The organism is Brachybacterium phenoliresistens, from assembly GCF_000576425.1.
In the GTDB taxonomy this organism is placed as follows: domain Bacteria; phylum Actinomycetota; class Actinomycetes; order Actinomycetales; family Dermabacteraceae; genus Brachybacterium; species Brachybacterium phenoliresistens.
Map to the genome: position 1 here is coordinate 84,507 of NZ_KK069992.1, position 18,841 is coordinate 103,347.

16 protein-coding genes are annotated in these 18,841 nt (G+C 72.0%); 13 read left to right on the plus strand and 3 right to left on the minus strand.

Annotated elements, in window-relative coordinates:
- Positions 1-31 precede the first annotated feature (31 nt).
- Positions 32-562: an Lrp/AsnC family transcriptional regulator gene (locus tag BF93_RS08425; RefSeq protein WP_084148392.1), complete on the minus strand. Its 531-nt coding sequence runs from the start codon at positions 560-562 to the stop codon at positions 32-34.
- 73 nt (positions 563-635) lie between these two features.
- Between BF93_RS08425 and BF93_RS08430 the strand changes: the two genes are divergently transcribed.
- From BF93_RS08430 to BF93_RS08450, 5 genes are all read left to right on the plus strand, one after another.
- The gene (locus tag BF93_RS08430; protein ID WP_269519660.1) at positions 636-1,589 is read left to right on the plus strand and encodes an AzlC family ABC transporter permease; all 954 of its coding nucleotides are present in this window, start codon (positions 636-638) and stop codon (positions 1,587-1,589) included.
- Positions 1,582-1,908 carry a branched-chain amino acid transporter permease gene (locus tag BF93_RS08435; protein ID WP_038372007.1) on the plus strand — a complete coding sequence of 109 codons (327 nt, stop codon included), beginning with the start codon at positions 1,582-1,584 and terminating at the stop codon, positions 1,906-1,908. The genes BF93_RS08430 and BF93_RS08435 overlap by 8 nt, the downstream gene beginning before the upstream one ends.
- 139 nt (positions 1,909-2,047) lie before the next feature.
- Positions 2,048-2,557 carry a DUF456 domain-containing protein gene (locus BF93_RS08440; RefSeq protein ID WP_038372009.1) on the plus strand — a complete coding sequence of 170 codons (510 nt, stop codon included), beginning with the start codon at positions 2,048-2,050 and terminating at the stop codon, positions 2,555-2,557.
- A 101-nt stretch (positions 2,558-2,658) separates the two neighbouring features.
- Positions 2,659-4,611, plus strand: a complete 1,953-nt coding sequence (locus tag BF93_RS08445) for an ABC transporter ATP-binding protein (RefSeq protein WP_084148394.1) — start codon at positions 2,659-2,661, stop codon at positions 4,609-4,611.
- Positions 4,608-6,503: an ABC transporter ATP-binding protein gene (locus tag BF93_RS08450; protein WP_038372010.1), complete on the plus strand. Its 1,896-nt coding sequence runs from the start codon at positions 4,608-4,610 to the stop codon at positions 6,501-6,503. Before BF93_RS08445 ends, BF93_RS08450 begins: the two co-directional genes overlap by 4 nt.
- 400 nt (positions 6,504-6,903) lie before the next feature.
- Here the strand turns inward: BF93_RS08450 and BF93_RS08455 are convergent, their stop codons facing one another.
- Positions 6,904-7,839: an endonuclease domain-containing protein gene (locus BF93_RS08455; protein ID WP_038372011.1), complete on the minus strand. Its 936-nt coding sequence runs from the start codon at positions 7,837-7,839 to the stop codon at positions 6,904-6,906.
- 291 nt (positions 7,840-8,130) lie between these two features.
- On the opposite strand from BF93_RS08455, the gene BF93_RS08460 reads away from it, so the two are divergent.
- A complete protein-coding gene (locus BF93_RS08460; protein ID WP_198025388.1) occupies positions 8,131-9,864 on the plus strand; it encodes an ATP-binding cassette domain-containing protein in 1,734 nt (577 codons plus the stop codon).
- 10 nt (positions 9,865-9,874) lie between these two features.
- Entirely contained in the window at positions 9,875-10,825 is a 951-nt protein-coding gene (locus BF93_RS08465) for a class I SAM-dependent methyltransferase (RefSeq protein WP_051486723.1), read from the plus strand.
- A gap of 134 nt (positions 10,826-10,959) precedes the next feature.
- On the opposite strand, the gene BF93_RS08470 is transcribed toward BF93_RS08465, so the two are convergent.
- Complete coding sequence (locus tag BF93_RS08470; protein ID WP_051486724.1) at positions 10,960-11,616, minus strand: DUF6318 family protein; 657 nt, start codon at positions 11,614-11,616, stop codon at positions 10,960-10,962.
- A gap of 266 nt (positions 11,617-11,882) precedes the next feature.
- Here BF93_RS08470 and BF93_RS08475 point away from each other — a divergent pair, with 266 nt between their 5' ends.
- The 6 genes from BF93_RS08475 to BF93_RS08500 all read left to right on the plus strand — a co-directional run bounded on the left by BF93_RS08475 (position 11,883) and on the right by BF93_RS08500 (position 18,833).
- Positions 11,883-13,619 (plus strand): ABC transporter ATP-binding protein, encoded by a 1,737-nt coding sequence (locus tag BF93_RS08475; protein ID WP_038372014.1) that lies wholly within the window; start codon positions 11,883-11,885, stop codon positions 13,617-13,619.
- The gene (locus tag BF93_RS08480; protein WP_051486725.1) at positions 13,616-15,730 is read left to right on the plus strand and encodes an ABC transporter ATP-binding protein; all 2,115 of its coding nucleotides are present in this window, start codon (positions 13,616-13,618) and stop codon (positions 15,728-15,730) included. The genes BF93_RS08475 and BF93_RS08480 overlap by 4 nt, the downstream gene beginning before the upstream one ends.
- A gap of 16 nt (positions 15,731-15,746) precedes the next feature.
- Positions 15,747-16,028 (plus strand): ribosomal L7/L12 family protein, encoded by a 282-nt coding sequence (locus BF93_RS08485; protein ID WP_038372016.1) that lies wholly within the window; start codon positions 15,747-15,749, stop codon positions 16,026-16,028.
- Positions 16,029-16,111: 83 nt separating this feature from the next.
- Positions 16,112-17,044 (plus strand): ABC transporter substrate-binding protein, encoded by a 933-nt coding sequence (locus tag BF93_RS08490; RefSeq protein ID WP_038372018.1) that lies wholly within the window; start codon positions 16,112-16,114, stop codon positions 17,042-17,044.
- The gene (locus BF93_RS08495; RefSeq protein WP_084148396.1) at positions 17,041-18,021 is read left to right on the plus strand and encodes an amino acid ABC transporter permease; all 981 of its coding nucleotides are present in this window, start codon (positions 17,041-17,043) and stop codon (positions 18,019-18,021) included. The genes BF93_RS08490 and BF93_RS08495 overlap by 4 nt, the downstream gene beginning before the upstream one ends.
- On the plus strand, positions 18,021-18,833 hold the full coding sequence (locus tag BF93_RS08500) for an amino acid ABC transporter ATP-binding protein (protein ID WP_038372020.1): 813 nt from the start codon (positions 18,021-18,023) through the stop codon (positions 18,831-18,833). The genes BF93_RS08495 and BF93_RS08500 overlap by 1 nt, the downstream gene beginning before the upstream one ends.
- Positions 18,834-18,841 lie beyond the last annotated feature (8 nt).

The window sequence follows — 18,841 nt, forward strand, 5'->3', positions numbered from 1 at the left end:
GCGCGACCGCGGGTTCCGCCTCGCCCGCGGGTCAGCCGCGGCGCGGGGACCGCGCCATCACGGCGACCGCCGAACCCCGGGGCGGGGCGTCCGGCGCGGCGACGCCCGGCGCGGTGCGCCGCGAGGACTTCAGCACCTTCATCGCGAACCGCGAGAACACCTTCGCGATGCCGGGGATCGTGATCACCTCCTCGGTGAGGAAGCGCTCGTAGGCCGGGAGGTCCGAGACCGCGACGCGGATGAAGTAGTCCGGGGAGCCGAACAGGCGGTACAGCTCCACGACCTCGTCGAAGGCCGCCATGGTGGACTCGAAGTGGGCGATCGTGCCCGCGTCGTAGACGGTGAGCTCGACCTCCAGGATCACCTCGAAGGACTGCCCCAGGGCCTCGGGAGCGACATCGGCCGAATAGCCCAGGATCACGCCCTCCGCCTCCAGCCGCTGCACGCGGCGCAGGCACGGCCCCGGCGTCAGATGCACCCGCTCGGCCAGGGCCACGTTCGACAGGCGCCCCTCCTCCCGGAGATGGTCGATGATTGCGCGATCCACGTCATCAAGGTGCATGCATTGCATGGTAGGCCGCGGGTGCGGTCCACATCGCAATCGGCGCGTCGGTCCCAGGTGGGATGATTGCGCTGTGAACGAAGGAAGCACCCTGTGCGGCGACGCTGCGCCCGCCCCGGCGGCCGATCCCGCAGCCGCCCCGGCGGCCGATCCCGCCGCCGCCCCGGCCGCCGATCCCGCAGCCGCCCCCGTTGCCGCCCCGGTGGCATCCACCGCGCCCCGGGCCGCCGCGGCCCTCACCCGACGCCGCGAGATCCTCGCCGGCGTGCGCATGTCGCTCGCCGCCGGGCTCGGGATGTTCCCCATCGGCGTGGCGTTCGGCCTGCTCGTGGTCCAGACCGGACTGCCGTGGTGGGTCGCACCGGGGCTGTCGATCCTCGTGTTCGCCGGCTCGGCCGAGCTGCTGCTGGTCGGGCTCATGGCCGCGGCGACCCCGCTGGCGACGATCGCGCTGACCACGCTCCTGGTCAACTTCCGCCACGTGTTCTACGCCTTCTCCTTCCCGCTGCACGTCGTGCGGCACCCGCTCGCGCGGCTGTACTCGGTGTATGCGCTGATCGACGAGGCCTACGCGGTCACCGCCGCGACGCCGCGCGGCTGGAGCGCGCCCCGGCTGATCGCGATGCAGCTCTCCTTCCAGAGCTACTGGGTGGGCGGGGGCCTGGTCGGCGTCGGCCTCGGCGCGGTCATCCCCGGGCGCATCGAGGGCCTCGACTTCGCCCTGTGCGCCCTGTTCATCACGCTCACGCTCGACGCCTGCCGCAGCCGCCGCGAGATCCCCTCGCTGCTGCTGGCCGCGCTCTCGTTCTCGATCGCGCTGCTGGTCGCCCCACAGGACGCGCTCTTCCTGGGGCTGCTCGGCTTCCTCGTGCTGCTCGCGGTGCGCTTCCTGCTCACCCACCGCACCGCGCCGATCGCCCAGCCCGACGTCCCGCCCCTCGCCGCGCCCGCCGCCGCGACCGATCCGAGCATCACGGCCGATGCGGCCGATGCTCCCGCCGACCCCCAGGAGGCCGACCGTGCCTGAGACCGGATACCTCCTCGCCGTCCTCGGAATCGGCTTCGGGATCACCTTCGCGCTGCGTGCCGTGCCCTTCGCGATCCTCGGACCGCTGCGGGAGTCGCGCTTCGTCGGCGCCATGGCGTTGTGGATGCCCGTGGGGATCCTCGGGATCCTCGCCGCCGCGACCCTGCGGTCCTCCATCGACGCGGACCCCACGCGGATCCTCCCCGCGGCGATCGCGGTCGCCGTGACCGTCCTCGCCCACCTGCTGGGCGGGCGGCGCACCCTGCTCAGCGTCGGCCTCGGCACCGTGACCTTCGTGGTCCTCGTGAACCTCCTCTGATCCTCGCGGTCGGGCGCCCGGCCTCCCGCACGGGCCTCCGCCCTCGCCGTGCGACCCTGCGCACCGATACGATGGACACGGTCCCGGGATAGCGCTGTACACCGCCCGGGGACCGTCCCTCACCTGCATCGGAGGCCCCATGGGTTCGCTGACCCTCGACATCGTCGTGACCGTCCTCGCCGCGCTCGCGTACATCGTCGGCCTCACGGGCATCGTCCTGCCGGTGCTGCCGGGGACCATCACCTACGTGATCGCCACGCTGATCTGGGCGATCGTCATCGGCGGCTGGCCGGCATGGGTCGCCTTCGGCCTGATCCTGCTGTTCGGCGCCGCCGGCATGACCGCGAGCTACGTCCTCACCGGGCGGCGGCTCAAGCAGCACGAGGTGCCGACCTGGCCGATCCTCGTGGGCATCGCCGCCGGCATCGTGGGGATCTTCGTCATCCCCTTCCTCGGGTTGCCCATCGGCTTCCTGATCGGCCTGTACGTCGCCGAGTCGCTGCGCCTGAAGGACTGGAAGCACGGCCTGACCTCGACGTGGGTCGCCGTCAAGGCGCTCGGGATCGGGATCGCCATCGAGCTGAGCCTCGCCTTCTGCGCGACGATCACCTTCGCCGTCGCCGCGGTCGTCCACTTCACCACCCTCTGACGCGGCGCGCCCTCCGCCCCCGCCCCGCCCCGCCCCGCACCCGCACCGCACCGCACCCGCACCGCACCGCCCACCATCCGAGGAGCCTCGACCAGCTCGCCATGACGACGTCGTCACTGCACTCCGCATCCCGCCCCGCCGACCTGGGGACCGAACCCGCCCGCGCCCCGCGCTCCGCCGAGCCCGCCGCCCCAGCGCGCCCCCGGGTGCTGGTGCCGGGCCTGTCCCGGCTGTTCCGCGCGGTCGCGGAGCGCCCGCTGCCCTTCACCATCGCGATCCTCGCCGGCATCGCCTTCGCCCTGCTGCAGATCGCCACCAGCTCCGTCATCGGCCGCGTGACCGAGGGCGTCGTGGTGCCGGCCTTCGCCACCGGCCGCCCCGTCACCGGCGCCGTGGTCGCCGGGGCGCTCGCGATCATCGGCATCGGCCTGCTGCGCGCGGTCACCGTCGCCGCCCGCCGCGTGCTGACCAACGTGGGCCTGTTCGACCTGCAGCGCGAGTACCGCGAGCGGCTCTCGAAGGTCTTCGCGGACGTGCCGCTGCTGTGGCACCGCCGCCAGTCCACCGGGACCCTGCTCAGCTCGGTCTACGCGGACGTCGAGGCGACGTTCTTCGCCCTCATGCCCTTCCCCTTCGCGCTGTCGACGGTGGTCATGCTCGCCTACGCGGCCGTGGTCGTCGCCCGGGTGGATCCGCTGATCCTGCTGGTCATGCTCGGCATGGTGGGGATGCTGCTGGCGCTGAACGTGCTGCTGCAGCACTTCGCCGCGCCCATCGCCATGGAGTCCCAGCGCCTGCGCGCCAAGGTCGCCGAGATCGCCCACGAGTCCTTCGACGGCGCCAACGTCGTGAAGTCGATGGGCCGCGAGGACCAGGAGGAGGAGCGCTTCACCGACGCCGCGGAGCAGCTGCGCCGCAACGGCATCCGCTTCGGCTACGTGCGCGCCTGGTTCGACCCGCTGATCGACGTGCTGCCCAACGTCGGGATCCTGCTGGTGGTGCTGCTGGGCGCCTGGCGGATCACCTCCGGCGACGTCACCACCGGCCAGGTGGTCGAGGTCGCCTACCTCTTCACCCTGATGGCCCTGCCGATCCGCTCCTTCGGCTGGGTGCTGGGGGACCTCTCGCGCACCGTCGTCGGCTGGTCGCGGATCCAGCGGGTGCTGACCGTGCGCCGCCGCCAGACCTACGGCACCTCCGCGCTGCCGGCCGATGCCCGCGGCCGCCTCGTCCTGGACGACGTCTCCTTCGCCTACCGCGACGACGAGTTCGAGGTCCTCGCCCCGCGCACCGGCGAGGGCCTGGAGGACCTCGACCTCGCCGAGACCACCGCGCTGCACGACGTGAGCCTCGTGGCCGATCCCGCCGAGGGCTCCCGCGTGCTCGCCGTCGTCGGGGCGACCGGCTCCGGCAAGTCCACCCTCGCGCTGCTGGCGGCGCGGCTGGTCGACCCCACCGAGGGGTCCGTCTCCCTGGACGGCACGGACCTGCGCGACCTCACCGCCCCGGCGCTCACCGGCGACGTCGCCCTGGTGCTGCAGCAGGCGTTCGTCTTCGACGACACCGTCCGCCACAACGTCACCCTCGGCGCCGACTTCGACGACGAGCAGGTCCGATGGGCCCTGCGCATCGCCCAGGCCGAGGGCTTCGTCGACGGCCTCCCCGACGGGCTGGACACTGTCCTCGGGGAGCGCGGCGGCTCCCTCTCCGGCGGGCAGCGACAGCGCATCGCCCTGGCGCGCGCCCTGGTGCGCCGGCCCCGCCTGCTGATCCTCGACGATGCGACCAGCGCCTGCGACCCCTCCGTCGAGGAGGCGATCCTCGCGCAGATCCGCACCCACATGACCGAGTCGACGCTGCTGCTGGTGGCCTACCGCAAGTCGACCATCTCCATCGCCGACCGCGTCGTCTTCCTCGAGCACGGCCGGGTGCGCGGCGCCGGCACCCACGCCGAGCTGCGCGAGTCCCTGCCCGCGTACCGGGCCCTGGTGGACGCCTACGACGAGGCCGCCATCTCGCACAGCCTGCTCGAAGCAGGGGAGGAGGACGCATGAGCCCGACCGCCGTCACCCCGCAGAAGGACGCGTTCTCGTCCTCGACCCTGCAGGCCCCGGGGGCCTCGGCCGACCACGGCGCGATCGCGACGATCCGCCGCGGCCTGTCCCTGACCCCGGAGGCCCTGCGCGGCATCTGGATCACCCTGCTGCTCGCCGTCATCGCGACCGCCGGGAAGATCGTCGTGCCGATCGCCGTGCAGCGCGTGATCGACCACGGCATCATCGCCCCGCCGGAGCCGGACATGGCGATCATCGCCGGGACCACGGGCCTGGCGGCCCTGGTGCTGCTGGTGACCGCCGCCAGCAACGTGCTCATGAACCGCCGCCTGTTCCGCACCGCGGAGACGGCGCTGGCGACCCTGCGCGAGCGCGCCTTCCGGCACATCCACGACCTCTCGCTGCTCACCCAGGGCACCGAGCAGCGCGGCGCCCTGGTCTCCCGCGTGACCAGCGACGTCGACACCGTCAGCCAGTTCATGAGCTTCGGCGGGATCATGCTCGTGGTCATGTCGCTGCAGCTGCTGCTGGCCACCGTCGTGATGGCGGTGTTCTCGTGGCCGCTCGCCCTGGTGGTGTGGATCGTCTACATCCCCATGTTCGTGCTGATGGGCTTCCTGCAGAAGCGCATCCGCGCCCGCTACCAGAAGGTCCGCACCGCCGTCGGCGGCATGCTCGGCGCCGTCTCGGAGTCCCTCGTGGGGGCCGCGACCCTGCGCGCCTACGGCATCACCGGCCGCGCCCACGACGACAACGCCGAGCGCATCACCGAGGTGCGCGACCGCCAGTTCTCCGTGCTGCGGCCGATGTCGGGCTCCTTCGTCCTGGCCGAGGCCTTCGACGGGATCTCCACCGCCGTGGTCATCGTGGTCGGCATCTACCTCGGCACCGGGGTGCTGGGCTTCGGCGAGGGCATGGTCACCGCCGGGCAGCTGGTCGCCTTCGTGTTCCTCGTGTCGCTGTTCAGCCAGCCCGTCCGGATGGGCGCGGAGATGCTCTCCGAGGCGCAGAACGCCGTCGCCGGCTGGCGCCGCGTGCTCGGCGTCCTGGACACCCCGGCCGATGTCTCCGACCCCGCCGGCGGCATGGACCCGCAGACGGGCCGGCGCTTCCCACCGCGGGACGATGCGCGCGAGCTGCCCGACGGCGGCCTCTCGCTGGTCGTGCGCGACCTGCGCTACCGGTACCCCACGGGACCCGAGGTCCTGCACGGCATCGACGTGGAGCTGGCCGCCGGCTCGCACACGGCGATCGTCGGGGAGACCGGCTCGGGCAAGACCACCTTCGCCAAGCTGCTCACCCGCATGATGGATCCCAGCGCCGGCCAGGTGCTGATCGGGGACGTCCCGGTGGACCGGGTGCCCTTCGCCTCCCTGCGCCGCCGGGTGGTGATGGTCCCGCAGGACGGCTTCCTGTTCGACACCACCGTCGCCGGGAACCTGCGCTACGGGCGGCCCGAGGCGAGCGACCGGCAGATGCGCGAGGCCATCGTCGAGCTGGGCCTCCAGGACTGGCTCGACGGCCTCCCGCGCGGCCTCGACACGCGCGTCGGCCAGCGCGGCGAGGCGCTCAGCGCGGGGGAGCGGCAGCTGGTCTCCCTGGCCCGCGCCTATCTCGCCGACCCCGACGTGATCGTGCTGGACGAGGCGACCAGCGCCGTCGACCCGGCGGCCGACGTCCGGCTCCAGCACGCCATCGAGGGCCTGGCCCGTGGGCGCACCACGGTGACCATCGCCCACCGCCTGTCCACCGCCGAGCGCGCCGACCAGATCCTCGTGCTCGACCGCGGCCACCTGGTCGAGCGCGGTACCCACGCCGAGCTGGTCGCGCTGCCCGAGGGGATCTACGCGGGGCTGCACGGCTCCTGGGTCGCCCACCGCCAGGAGCGCTGAGCCCGCCGCCGCGGCCGCCGCTCTCGCCCTGGCCGCCGTGGCCGCCGCCTCCGCCCCGGCCGCCGTGGCCGCCGCTCTCGCCTCTGTGGCCCGGCGACCCTGGAGGCACGGGACTAATACGGGGACATGGACGCTATATCGGCCTGTGTCCCCGTATTAGTCCCGTGACGATCTTCAGCTCGGGGCACACAGCGTGGGGTCTGCTCCGAGGTGGCCGTCCCGACCGTCCCGACCGTCGCGACCTCGCGCCGTCGTGAGGTCCGAGAGGCCGGTCCGTCGGTGGGGCTCCGCGGAACTCGGTCACGCCCCGCAGAACTCGGTCACGCCGCGCGGAACTCGGTCACGCCGCGCGGAACTCGGTCACGCCCCGCAGAACTCGGTCATGCTCCGCGGAACTCGGTCACGCCGCGCGGAAGGCTCGGTCGGGGATCGGCCTGCGGTGGTCACCACGGCGGTAGATCGTCTCGAGCATCTTGGCGGTCGCCGGCCAGGTGAGGAAGACCTGTTCCCAGGTGAGACGCGTAACGGTGTATCCGAGCGTGCGCAGTACCAGGTCGCGGGAGCGATCGTTCTCGTACTGGTCCTTGATCTCGTGGAACTCGTGGCTGTCGCACTCGATCACCCAGCTGTCTCCCACCAGCAGATCGACCCGGCCCACTCCAGGGATCACCACCTGCGAGCGGACCTTGATGCGGCGGGATTCGAACCACCAACGCACGGTGGTCTCGGTGCCGGATCCCGCATCGCTGCGCACCCGTGCGAGCGCGCGGCGGGCATCTCGGGGCAGGGCGGCGAGAAGATCCTCCAGCCCGCTCCTCGTGAGCAGACGCTTCTCGAGAGCGGACTCGATGATCGTCGCCGCCTGGATGACGGTCAGGCACCGTGCACAGTGCTCCAGCACGGTCGACAGCGGCGGTACCGGCTGATTGTCCGGCCAGTGACGCAGAGACGGCCCGTGGAACTGCAGGGGGACGAGCTTCATCCCGGACCGGATGCTGCCGTCGCGATTCCTGCGGATCGGCGTCGCGCGCACCGTCGGATCGACCCCTGTGGGCAGGATCGCTCGGTCGCGTCGGCCCGTTCCCATCCGAGGTCGGAAGACATGCACAGCCGTGGCGACCGGAGGCGTCCACAGCCCGAGGAGGGCGGCGCCGTCGATGCAGGTGGGCCGGGCGCCCTTCGCGAGCACGGCGACGACGTCGGCCGGCGCCTCAGGCTTCACGTACCAGCGCTGCACCCTGCGCACTGCCCCCTCGCGGACCATGGCCAACAGTTCGTCAGACGACATGTCGAACTGCGACAGCTCATCTCGATGCGCGATTCCGGCGACCCTCATGCAGGAGATCCGATCACCGGGCCCGAGCCGTCGCCAGCGGTACCCGAGGACTGTGGATAACCGCGAGCCCTGCCCGTCGGGGAGCGCGAGCGGGCCGGGTGATGCCGTCCAGGGGACGAACACAGGGAGCCGACCGTTCCGCTGACGGTCGGATCCCGCATTCCCGGGCACGTCGAATGGACATCCGCCCGCGAAAACATAGGATGATTCGACGGGAGGAATCCGCCGCGGGGTCGACGCGGCATGGCCGTTGCCGAGGCCGAGCCGGCCGACGACGCGCCAGGGGGTGTCATGCACGAATCTGACGAGCCGGGCTCGGACAGGACACGGGGACGTGTGCGCCGCGGTGTCGCGCTCGTTCTCCGCACGGCCTTCCGTCGCCATCTGGGACTGAGCCTGCTGGTCATCGTGATGGCGCTCGTCCTCGCGCTGATGCCGGCGGTGCAGCTGCGGGTGCTCGGCATGCTCGTCGACGGCGTCGGGCAGGGGGACCGGATCAGCCTCCTGCCCATCGTCCTGCTGGGGCTCACCCTGGGGCTCTCGACGGTCGTCAACAGCATCCAGATCCCCTTCCGGGAGCAGCTGTACACCGATGTCTCCGGCGATCTTCTCGAGAAGGAGCTCGCCGTCTTCGTGGACGCCGCCCCGGGGGACCTCTCCGACCCCGGCGTCCAGGACCGGCTGCGGATCCGCCGCGAGAGCGCCGACGACCGCAGCCGCGTCCTGCTCGACACCCTCCTGAACGTCGGCGTCGCCGCGGTCACCTCGCTCGGCGTCGGAGGAGTGCTGTTCTCGGTCTCGCCGCTGGTGGCGGTGCTCATGTGCGCCGGGGCGGCCGCCCCGCTGGTCGTCATGCACCGGATCCGGACGGTCTGGCAGCGCGCCCAGGAGGACGCCGCCGCGCCGCAGCGCGTGCACGACGACCTCTTCCACCTCGGAGCGCAGCCGCGCGCGTTCGACGCGATCCTCCAGCACGGCGGCGGAGGCCGTGTGCGCGGGGAGTCGATGCGCATGTGGCGGGTCGTGCGCGGGCTCATCCTCGGCGCGCAGCGGACCGAGGCGCTGCTGTGCGTGGTCTGCGCGGTCCTGACGACGGCCTTCGTCACCGCCGCGCTGCTGGTCCTGCTGCGCAGTCAGGATGTCTCCGTCGGGGACATGGCGATCGTCGCCAGCTCCGTGGCCGCCCTCGCGACCCTGAACCAGCTGGTGGTCTGGGCCTCGGGATGCGTGGAGGTCGCCCAGTTCGTCGGCGACCTCGACGCGCCGCTCGTGCAGCGGGCAGCGGCGGGTCCGTCGCGGACGGGCGGGGAGCCGACCCGCCTCGAGGGCATCGAGCTCGAGGGCGCGAGCTTCACCTATCGCGGCCGCACCGCCCCCGCGATCGACGAGGTCTCCGTCCGCCTCGCCGCCTCGGGCCTGGTGGTCCTCACCGGCCCCAACGGCGCCGGCAAGAGCACCCTCGCGAAGCTCGCCTCCGGAGCGCTGCACCCCTACCAGGGCGCGGTCCGCTGGCTGCGGGCCGATGGCACCTCGACCCCGCCGTCCTGGCAGGAGGTGAGCGTGCTCCACCAGGACGAGGCGATGCTGCCGCTGAGCGTGCGCGACTTCGTGCGGATGGGCACGGACGCCTCGGACCAGCAGATCGCCGCGGCGCTGCGGCGCACCGGGCTCGGCCCGCTGCTCGAGGCGGCTCCCCGCCTGCTGGACCAGCGGGTGGGGGAGGGGTACGAGGGCGGGGCCGCCTTCTCGGGCGGCCAGTTCCAGCGCCTGTGCCTGGCCCGGCTGCTGCTCCAGGATCGGCCGATGTGGGTGCTCGACGAGCCGACCAGCGCGATCGACGTCGCCGGGGACGCCGACTTCCTGGACCTGCTGCGCGAGACGGGGGCGGAGCGCTTCGTCCTCGTGATCACCCACAAGGAGCTCGGCTTCGAGGACGGCGACGAGCTGTGGCGCGTCGAGCACGGCCGTCCCCGGCTGCTGCGGCCTGCCCCGGCAGGCGGCCCCGGTCCCGATGCCGCTCCGTAGGATGGGAGCCATGCCCGATGCCTCGCAGCCCGCCCAGCCCGCCGCGGACGTCGTCCATCCCCCGATCCCGCCCATCTCCGGCAAGGACACGCCCCGCTTCGGCAGCGAGGAGCGCAAGCAGGCGCTCGCCGCGGCGTTCCGGAGCCAGGGGGAGGACTACGACCGGCTGCGTCCCGGATACCCGCCGGCGGTCATCGACGCGATCCTGCGCCATCTCCCGGAGGCGGATCCGGTGCGGGCGGTGGACCTGGGCGCCGGGACCGGGAAGCTGTCCTGGGCCCTCGCCGCCCAGGGGGTCGAGGTGACCGCCGTGGACCCGAGCGAGGCCATGCTCGAGTCCGCCCTGCGCGCCGGAGCATCGGTCCCGCGCGCCGGGGCATCGGTCCCGCGCGCCGGGGCATCGGCCCTGGGCACCGGGGAACAGGCTCTGCGCGCCGGAGCATCGGCCGCCGGTCGCGCGGCCTCCCCGAGCATCCGCACCCGCCTCGCATCGGCCGAGGACACGGGCCTTCCCGAGGGATCCGCCGACCTCGTCACCGCCGCACAGGCCTGGCACTGGTTCGACGCGCAGGCGGCATCGGCCGAGGCGGCGCGGCTGCTGGGGGAGGGCGGCATGCTCGCCCTGGTCTGGAACATGCTCGACGTGACGATCCCGTGGGTGCATCGGCTCTCGCGGATCATGCACGCGGGCGACATCCACCGGGAGGACTTCGCGCCCGAGGTCGCCGCGCCGTTCGTGCTGCGCGAGCGGCTCGTGCACTCCTGGGAGGACCCGATGCCCACGCACGACGTCATCGACCTGGCGCGCACGCGCAGCTATGTCATCACCGCGACGCCGGAGCGGCGCGCGAAGGTCCTCGCGAACCTCGACTGGTATCTCCACGAGCATCTCGGCCATGCCCCCGGCAGCACGATCGGCCTGCCGTACCGCACCGACCTCTTCCTCTACGCCCGCACCTGAGCGCCTCCCCCTCGGAGCCGGCTGATGTGCGCTCCCGGCGGGTCATAGCGCGCGCCACGCGGAACCCACGTCAGGCTCGATGAGGCCGCGGACGCAGGCGATCGCAGCGCCACGAGGGAGGGGCCCGGGACGGTTCAGGCGCCGCCCAGGTCCGAGGCGCCTCCGGCATCCGAGGCGCCGCCGGCATCCGAGGCGCCGCCGGCGTCCGAGGGCGCGGCATCGGGCTGCAGGGTCATGTCGGTGATGCGCCAGCGCTCGCCGTCCCAGGCCACGGAGGCGTCGAGCCGTCCGCTCACGCCCTCCAGCGGGTACGCCTCGCCCTCGGCCTCCTCGAAGATCAGGCTCGGGGCCTGCGTGAAGCGGGCGGAGACGGTGCCCGTGACGGGCGGCTCCCCGGTCCCGTCGAAGGTCGTCGACTCCACGGTGAACTCGCCCTCGACGAGGTAGCCGCCCTGGGAATGGAGCTGCTCGGCGTTCGCCATGAACTGCACGCAGACCGAGCAGTTGGGGTCCACCACCTCGTCCCAGGCGGCGGTGTCGCCGGTGGTCATCATGTAGGTGTAGGAGCCCAGCAGATGCTCGACGGTCTCGCGGGCGCCCGTCTCGGACTGCTCGAGGACCGGCGCCGGCAGCTCGGGCTCGGCGATCTCGGGACGCGGGTACTGCTGGTCGGACCAGGAGGTCGGATCCTGGTCCCCGCCCATCAGAGAGGACACGCCGAACGCGCCGAACGGCACCACGAGGGCCAGCGCGACCGCGAGGATCACGATCTTCTGCATGCGTCTGCTCACCCGGCCACGGTAGACGACGCGTCCGCGCCGTCCCTGGGGAGCGCCGGCCGCGCACGGCGCCGCAGCATCCTCCCGATGGCGGGTCCCGTCGCGGCGGGACCCCCGACCTCCGTCGATACCTCCCGATAAGGGGATGTCGTGCGTCGGCGCCGCTGGATAGGCTACGTCGGTCGCGCCTCCGGAGCCTGGCGGCCGTCCCCATCGGCCGCGAGGAGCTCGGTCGAGCCCCGCCGAGCTCCGCCGGTGCGACCTATGAGAGGAACCCTGTGACCCTGCTACGGCTCTCCCTGTCGTCCCTGTGCCCGTACTGGCCGGCCGTCCTCCTGGTGATCGTCTTCCAGGTGGCCGGCGTGCTGGCCGCGCTCTATCTCCCGACCATCAACGCGTACATGATCGACGACGGCATCGCCCAGGGCGACATCCCGACGATCTGGCGCCTGGGCGGCTACATGCTCGTGGTGACCGTCGGGAACATCATCGCGGTGGTCGCCGCGAACTACTTCGCCGCCCGGTCGGCCATGCGCCTGGGCCAGGACCTGCGCGAGCGCGTGTTCACCACGGTGCAGCACTTCTCCGCGCAGCGGCTGCACGAGTTCGGCGCCCCGTCGCTGATCACCCGCTCCACCAATGACGTGCAGCAGGTCCAGATGCTCACGTTCTTCGCCATGAACTTCCTGGTGCAGGCGCCGATCACCGGTATCGGCGGCATCGTGCTGGCGCTGAGCGTCGAGCCGGGCCTGGCCTGGCTGATCGCGGTGATGGTGCCGCTGATGCTGCTGGCGGTCGGCACGCTGGTCGCGCTCGCCTCGCCGCTGTTCGGCAGGATGCAGAAGCGCATCGACGTCATCAACCGGGTGCTGCGCGAGCAGATCACGGGGATCCGGGTGCTGCGCGCCTTCACCCGCGAGGACCTCGAGCGCCAGCGCTACGAGGACGTCAACGCCGAGCTGACGGACCTGAACCGTCGGGTCGGCCAGCTGATGATCATCATCCAGCCGCTGATCATGTTCATGCTCAACGTCTCCAGCGTGCTGGTGCTGTGGTTCGCCGCCCCGCGCGTGGAGTCCGGGCAGATGGAGGTCGGCTCGATCACCGCCTTCATCGCCTACCTGATCCAGATCCTCATCGCCGTGATGATGGCGTCGTTCATGACGATGATGATCCCGCGGGCCATGGTCTCCGCCGGCCGCATCGCCGAGGTCCTCGACGTCGACGACTCCGTCCGCGAGCGCGAATCCGTAATCACCGAGGTCCCCGGCCCCACCCGCCTGCAGCTGCGGGACGTGAGCTTCACGTACCCCGGCGCGGAGCGGCCCGTGCTGAGGGGCGTGAACCTCGACGCCCACGCCGGGCAGACGGTCGCGATCATCGGCGGCACCGGCTCGGGCAAGTCGACCCTCATGAACCTCGTGCCGCGCCTGCTGGACGCGACCGAGGGCGAGGTCCTCCACAACGGCACGCCCATCGAGACGCTGCACCCGGACCTGCTCGCCTCCCGCGTGGGCCTGGTGCCGCAGAAGCCGTACCTGTTCTCCGGGACGGTCGCCTCCAACCTGCGCTTCGGCAACCCCGAGGCGACCGACGAGGAGCTGTGGCACGCCCTGACCATCGCCCAGGGCCGCGACTTCGTGGCCGCCATGCCCGACGGGCTGGACTCGGTGATCGCGCAGGGCGGCACCAACGTCTCCGGCGGCCAGCGCCAGCGCCTGTGCATCGCCCGCGCGCTGGTGGCCCGGCCCGAGATCTACGTCTTCGACGACTCGTTCAGCGCCCTGGACCTCACCACCGATGCGCGGCTGCGCGCCGCCCTGTTCCCCGAGACGCGGCACGCCCTCGTGCTGATCGTCGCCCAGCGGGTCTCGACGGTGACATCGGCCGATCTGATCCTCGTGCTCGACCACGGCGAGATCGTCGCCTCGGGCACCCATGAGGAGCTGCTGGCCAGCTCCGAGACCTACCTGGAGATCATCCGGTCCCAGGGCGCCGAGGAGGTGGTCGCATGAGCACGCAGAACCCGCCGCAGGACCCGGGCCGGGACCGGACCCCGGGCGCGACCCCGGCCGTCGCGCCGGAGACGACCCCCGTCCTCGCCGGCGACGAGGCGCACGAGGCGGCGCAGCTCGCCGCGGAGAAGGACGCCGGCCGCGGCCTGCGCCCGGGGCAGAAGTCCAAGAACTTCTGGCCCAGCACCAAGCGGCTGATCCGCGAGATGGGCCCCGAGCGGGCCTACATGCTCGGGGCCATCGGCCTCGGCGTGATCGCCGTGCTGCTGGCCGTGGTCGGCCCGCGCATCCTGGGCCGCGCCACCGACATCGTCTTCTCCGGCCTCATCTCGCGGGACATGCCCGCCGGGGCCGACCGCGAGGAGATCATCGCCGCCCTGCGCGCGCAGGGCGAGACCACCACGGCGGACATGCTCTCGGGCATGGACTTCACCCCCGGGCAGGGCATCGACTTCCCCGCGCTGCACCAGGTGCTGCTGCTGGCGCTGGGGCTGTACGTCGCCTCCTCGCTGCTGATGTGGCTGCAGGGCGTGCTGCTGAACCGGGTCATCTTCCGCATGGTCTACCGCCTGCGCCGCCAGGTGGAGGAGAAGCTGCACCGCCTGCCGCTGGCGTACTTCGACCGCACCAAGCGCGGGGAGATCCTCTCGCGCGTCACCAACGACATCGACAACATCCAGAACACGCTGATCAACACGGTGACGGGGCTGGTCAACGCCTTCCTCACGGCGGTCGGCGTGATCGTCATGATGCTGCTGCTGTCCTGGCAGCTGTCGATCATCGCGCTGGCCTCGATCCCCGTCGCGCTCGCGATCACGGCCATCGTCGGCTCCCGCTCCCAGAAGCTGTTCCAGCAGCAGTGGGACGCGACCGGCGTGGTCAACGCCGAGGTCGAGGAGGCCTTCAGCGGCCACGCGCTGGTGACCGCCTTCGGGCGCCGCCGCGAGGTGGGCCGCCGCTTCGACGAGAAGAACGAGACGATGTTCACGGCGTCCTTCGGCGCCCAGTTCGTCTCCTCGCTGATCATGCCGCTGATGATGTTCGTGGGGAACCTCAGCTACGTCCTCGTCGCCGTCGTGGGCGGCCTGCGCATCGTCTCGGGGCAGATGACCCTCGGCGACGTCCAGGCCTTCATCCAGTACTCGCGGCAGTTCACCCAGCCGCTGTCCCAGCTCGCCTCGATGGCGACCATGCTGCAGTCCGGCGTGGCCAGCGCCGAGCGGGTCTTCGAGATGCTGGACGCCGAGGAGCAGGAGCTCGAGGCCGAGGTCCCCGGGGCCGTCTCCCGGATCCGGCAGGGCCGCGTGGAGTTCTCCCACGTGCGCTTCTCCTACTCTCCCGACCGCCCGCTGATCCGCGACCTCTCCCTGGTCGCCGACCCCGGGCACACCGTCGCGATCGTCGGCCCGACCGGCGCCGGCAAGACGACCCTGGTCAACCTGGTGATGCGGTTCTACGAGCTGGACGGCGGCAGCATCCGGATCGACGGCGTGGACATCCGCGACCTCACCCGGCGCCAGCTGCGCGAGCGCACCGGCATGGTCCTGCAGGACACCTGGCTGTTCGAGGGCACGATCCGCGAGAACATCCGCTACGGGCGCCTGGACGCGACCGACGAGGAGGTGCTCGAGGCCGCCCGCGCCACGCACGTCGACGACTTCGTGCGCCATCTGCCCGAGGGCTACGACACGGTCCTGGACGACGAGGGCGGCAGCATCAGCGCCGGCGAGAAGCAGCTGCTGACCATCGCCCGCGCCTTCCTGGCCCAGCCCAGCCTGCTGATCCTCGACGAGGCGACCAGCTCCGTGGACACCCGCACCGAGGTGCTCGTGCAGGAGGCCATGAACCGGCTGCGCGAGGGGCGCACCTCCTTCGTGATCGCCCACCGCCTCTCCACGATCCGCGACGCGGACCTCATCCTCGTGATGGAGTCCGGGGACATCGTCGAGCAGGGCAGCCACGACGAGCTCCTCGCGGCCGACGGCGCCTACGCGCGCCTGTACCGCTCGCAGTTCGAGGGCGCCGCGCACGATCCCGACGACGACGAGGATCCCGAGGCCGACGCCGTCGCCGCGGGCGCCGGCGGCGGCGGGATGATGCCCGGCATGTGAGGGCTAGGGTGGCCGCATGTTCGGACGCACAGCGCACCTCGAGTCCCAGATCGCCCACCTCCGAGACCGGCTCGACCGGCAGGAGGCCCTGCTGACCGCGCTCGCGGCGCAGGCGGGTCTCGACCCGGCCGCGGTCCGCGCCGCCGGCGTCGAGGACTCGATGCCGGCCCCCGTGCTCGATGCGCTGCGCCGGCGCCAGATGATCCTCGCGATCAAGGAGTACCGCACCGCGACCGGGGCGGGCCTCGCCGAGGCCAAGCGCGCCGTCGAGGAGTACGCCGCCGCGCACGGGTACTGAGCCCTCCCGCCGGGCGCCCCGGGTGGCGAGGCTCTCCCCGCGAGGAGTTGGGCGTTATGCAAGGCTATGCATACTATGCAGGGATGACGCATCATCCGCCCCGGCGCCGCACGCTCCTGCGCGCCCTGCCCGCCGTCGCGCTCGGCGCGGGCGCCGCCCCGGCGCTCGGGGCCTGCACCCGGGCGAGCGAGCGCCTGGACGCCGAGTCCAATGCGGTGCCCGAGGTCGACCTCTCCGGCATCGAGGAGGTCCCCGAGATCGCCGCCCTGGTGCCCGCGCACATCCGCGAGCGGGGTGAGCTGATCAACGGCGCCGCCCTGAACTACGCGCCGGGGGAGTTCATCGGATCCTCGGGCGAGGCCGTGGGCTACGACATGGACATCCTCGCCGGCATCGGTCGCGTGCTCGGGCTCGCCACCCGCACCGAGGCGGCCGTGTTCGCACAGATCATCCCGGCCGTCGGCGCGACCTACGACGTGGGCATCTCGAGCTTCACCGTGAATGCGGAGCGGCTCGAGGCCGTCACGATGATCTCCTACTTCCAGGCCGGGATCTCCTACGCGGTCCGGGCCGGCAACCCCTACGGCATCGACCCCGAGCAGCTGTGCGGCAAGCGCGTCGCCCTGCAGGTCGGCACCTACCAGGAGGAGCTGTCCCTCGAGCGCTCCCAGGAGTGCCGCGAGGACGGGCAGAAGGCCTACGACCTGCTCGCCTACGCCTCCAACTCCGACGCCGCGACCAACGTCGCCGGCGGCAAGGCCGACATCCTCATGGCCGATTCCCCCGTGACCGCCTACGCGATCACCCGCTCGCGCGGCACCCTCGAGGGCATCGGCGAGATCGAGGAATCGGCCCTGAACGGCATCGTCGTCGCCAAGGACCAGCCCGAGCTGGCCGAGGCGATCCGCGCGGCCGTCCAGCACCTTATCGACTCCGGCGACATGCAGCGCATCCTGGCCGCCTGGGGCAACGAATCCGGCATGATCCCGACCGCGGAAGTGAACCCCGAACCGTGAGCACCTCCTCCATCGCCCCGCCCCCGGCCGCCGCGCCGGCCGCCGGCGACTACACCCCCATCCGCGCCAGGTCCGCCCCGCGCCCGGGCACCTGGATCGCCGCCGTGATCGTGGCGCTGCTGGTCGTGGCGCTGGTGAACTTCCTGCTGACCAACCCCGTCCTGGACTGGGGGACCGTGGCCACGTACATCCTGGACGTGAAGGTCGTCCAGGGCGTGGGCTGGACGCTGCTGCTGACGGTGCTGTCCATGGTGGTCGGCACCGTGATCGCCCTGCTCGCCGCGATCATGCGCCGCAGCGACAACCCCGTCCTGCGCGGCGTGGCCTGGGCCTACATCTTCGTCTTCCGCGGCACCCCCGTGTACACCCAGCTGGTGTTCTGGGGCCTGTTCACCGTGATCATCCCGAAGATCGTGATCGGGGTGCCCTTCGGCCCGGAGCTGCTGTCCTTCTCCACCCGCGACCTGTTCACCGCCTTCTGGGCGGCCGTGATCGGCCTGGGCCTGAACGAGGGCGCCTACCTCGCGGAGATCTTCCGCTCGGGCCTGAACAGCGTGGACCGCGGCCAGAGCGAGGCCAGCCGCGCCCTGGGCATGAGCGAGGGGCTGATCCTGCGACGGATCATCGTCCCGCAGGCCATGCGCGTGATCGTGCCGCCGCTGGGCAACGAGACCATCGGCATGCTGAAGACGACGTCGCTGGTGCTCGCGGTGCCGTTCACCCTCGACCTCACCTTCGCCACCAACGGCATCGCCAACAAGCTGTTCACGCCCATCCCGCTGCTGATCGTCGCGGCGCTGTGGTACCTCGCGATCACGAGCGTGCTCATGGTCGGCCAGCACCACCTGGAGAAGTACTTCGGCCGCGGCTTCGACGCCCGCACCCCCGGGGCGCCCGGGACGAAGCGCTCCCGCCAGTCCGCCGTGAACAGCGCCGGCACGACCCCGCAGAACCCGCTCCCCGAGGTGGAGCTGTGATGAGCCACGAGAACACCCACCGCGCCGCCCCCGCCGAGGAGGCCGTCCCCGCGATCCAGATCGAGGGCCTGCACAAGTCCTTCGGCGACGTGCACGTCCTCACGGGCTGCGACCTGACCGTCCGCCCGGGCGAGGTCGCCGTGCTGGTGGGCCCCTCCGGCTCCGGAAAGTCGACGCTGCTGCGCTGCATCAACCAGCTCGAGGAGGCCAGCGCCGGGCGCGTGCGCATCGAGGGCGTCACGCAGGGCTACGCCGAGCAGCCGCTGGCCGACGGCCGCTGGCAGAAGCTGTCGGCGAAGCAGATCGCCGCCCAGCGCGCCCGCATCGGCATGGTCTTCCAGCGCTTCCAGCTGTTCCCGCACATGACGGCGCTGCACAACGTGATGGAGGCGCCGGTCCACGTGCTCGGCATGGAGAAGGCGCAGGCCGAGTCCGAGGCGCGGGAGCTGCTCGCCCGGGTGGGCCTGGCCGAGCGCGCCGACCACTACCCCTCGGAGCTCTCCGGCGGCCAGCAGCAGCGCGTCGCCATCGCCCGGGCCCTGGCCATGAAGCCCGAGCTCATGCTGTTCGACGAGCCGACCAGCGCCCTGGACCCGGAGCTGGTCGCCGAGGTCCTGGCCGTCCTCCAGGACCTCGCGGCCGATGGCATGACGATGGTCGTGGTCACCCACGAGATGGGCTTCGCCCGCGAGGTCGCCGACACGGTCGTCTTCATGGACGAGGGCCGCATCATCGAGCAGGGCCCGCCCGCCCAGGTGATCGACTCCCCGCGCTCGGACCGCCTGAAGGACTTCCTCGCCTCGGTGCTCTGAGCCCCCGC

What these genes read in the sequence shown, in the direction of transcription:
- BF93_RS08425 (WP_084148392.1), bottom strand. Translation starts at nt 562, where the DNA reads ATGCACCTTGATGACGTGGATCGCGCAATCATCGACCATCTCCGGGAG.
- BF93_RS08440 (WP_038372009.1), top strand. Translation starts at nt 2,048, where the DNA reads ATGGGTTCGCTGACCCTCGACATCGTCGTGACCGTCCTCGCCGCGCTC.
- BF93_RS08445 (WP_084148394.1), top strand. Translation starts at nt 2,659, where the DNA reads ATGACGACGTCGTCACTGCACTCCGCATCCCGCCCCGCCGACCTGGGG.
- BF93_RS08450 (WP_038372010.1), top strand. Translation starts at nt 4,608, where the DNA reads ATGAGCCCGACCGCCGTCACCCCGCAGAAGGACGCGTTCTCGTCCTCG.
- BF93_RS08455 (WP_038372011.1), bottom strand. Translation starts at nt 7,839, where the DNA reads ATGAGGGTCGCCGGAATCGCGCATCGAGATGAGCTGTCGCAGTTCGAC.
- BF93_RS08460 (WP_198025388.1), top strand. Translation starts at nt 8,131, where the DNA reads ATGCACGAATCTGACGAGCCGGGCTCGGACAGGACACGGGGACGTGTG.
- BF93_RS08465 (WP_051486723.1), top strand. Translation starts at nt 9,875, where the DNA reads ATGCCCGATGCCTCGCAGCCCGCCCAGCCCGCCGCGGACGTCGTCCAT.
- BF93_RS08480 (WP_051486725.1), top strand. Translation starts at nt 13,616, where the DNA reads ATGAGCACGCAGAACCCGCCGCAGGACCCGGGCCGGGACCGGACCCCG.
- BF93_RS08485 (WP_038372016.1), top strand. Translation starts at nt 15,747, where the DNA reads ATGTTCGGACGCACAGCGCACCTCGAGTCCCAGATCGCCCACCTCCGA.
- BF93_RS08490 (WP_038372018.1), top strand. Translation starts at nt 16,112, where the DNA reads ATGACGCATCATCCGCCCCGGCGCCGCACGCTCCTGCGCGCCCTGCCC.
- BF93_RS08500 (WP_038372020.1), top strand. Translation starts at nt 18,021, where the DNA reads ATGAGCCACGAGAACACCCACCGCGCCGCCCCCGCCGAGGAGGCCGTC.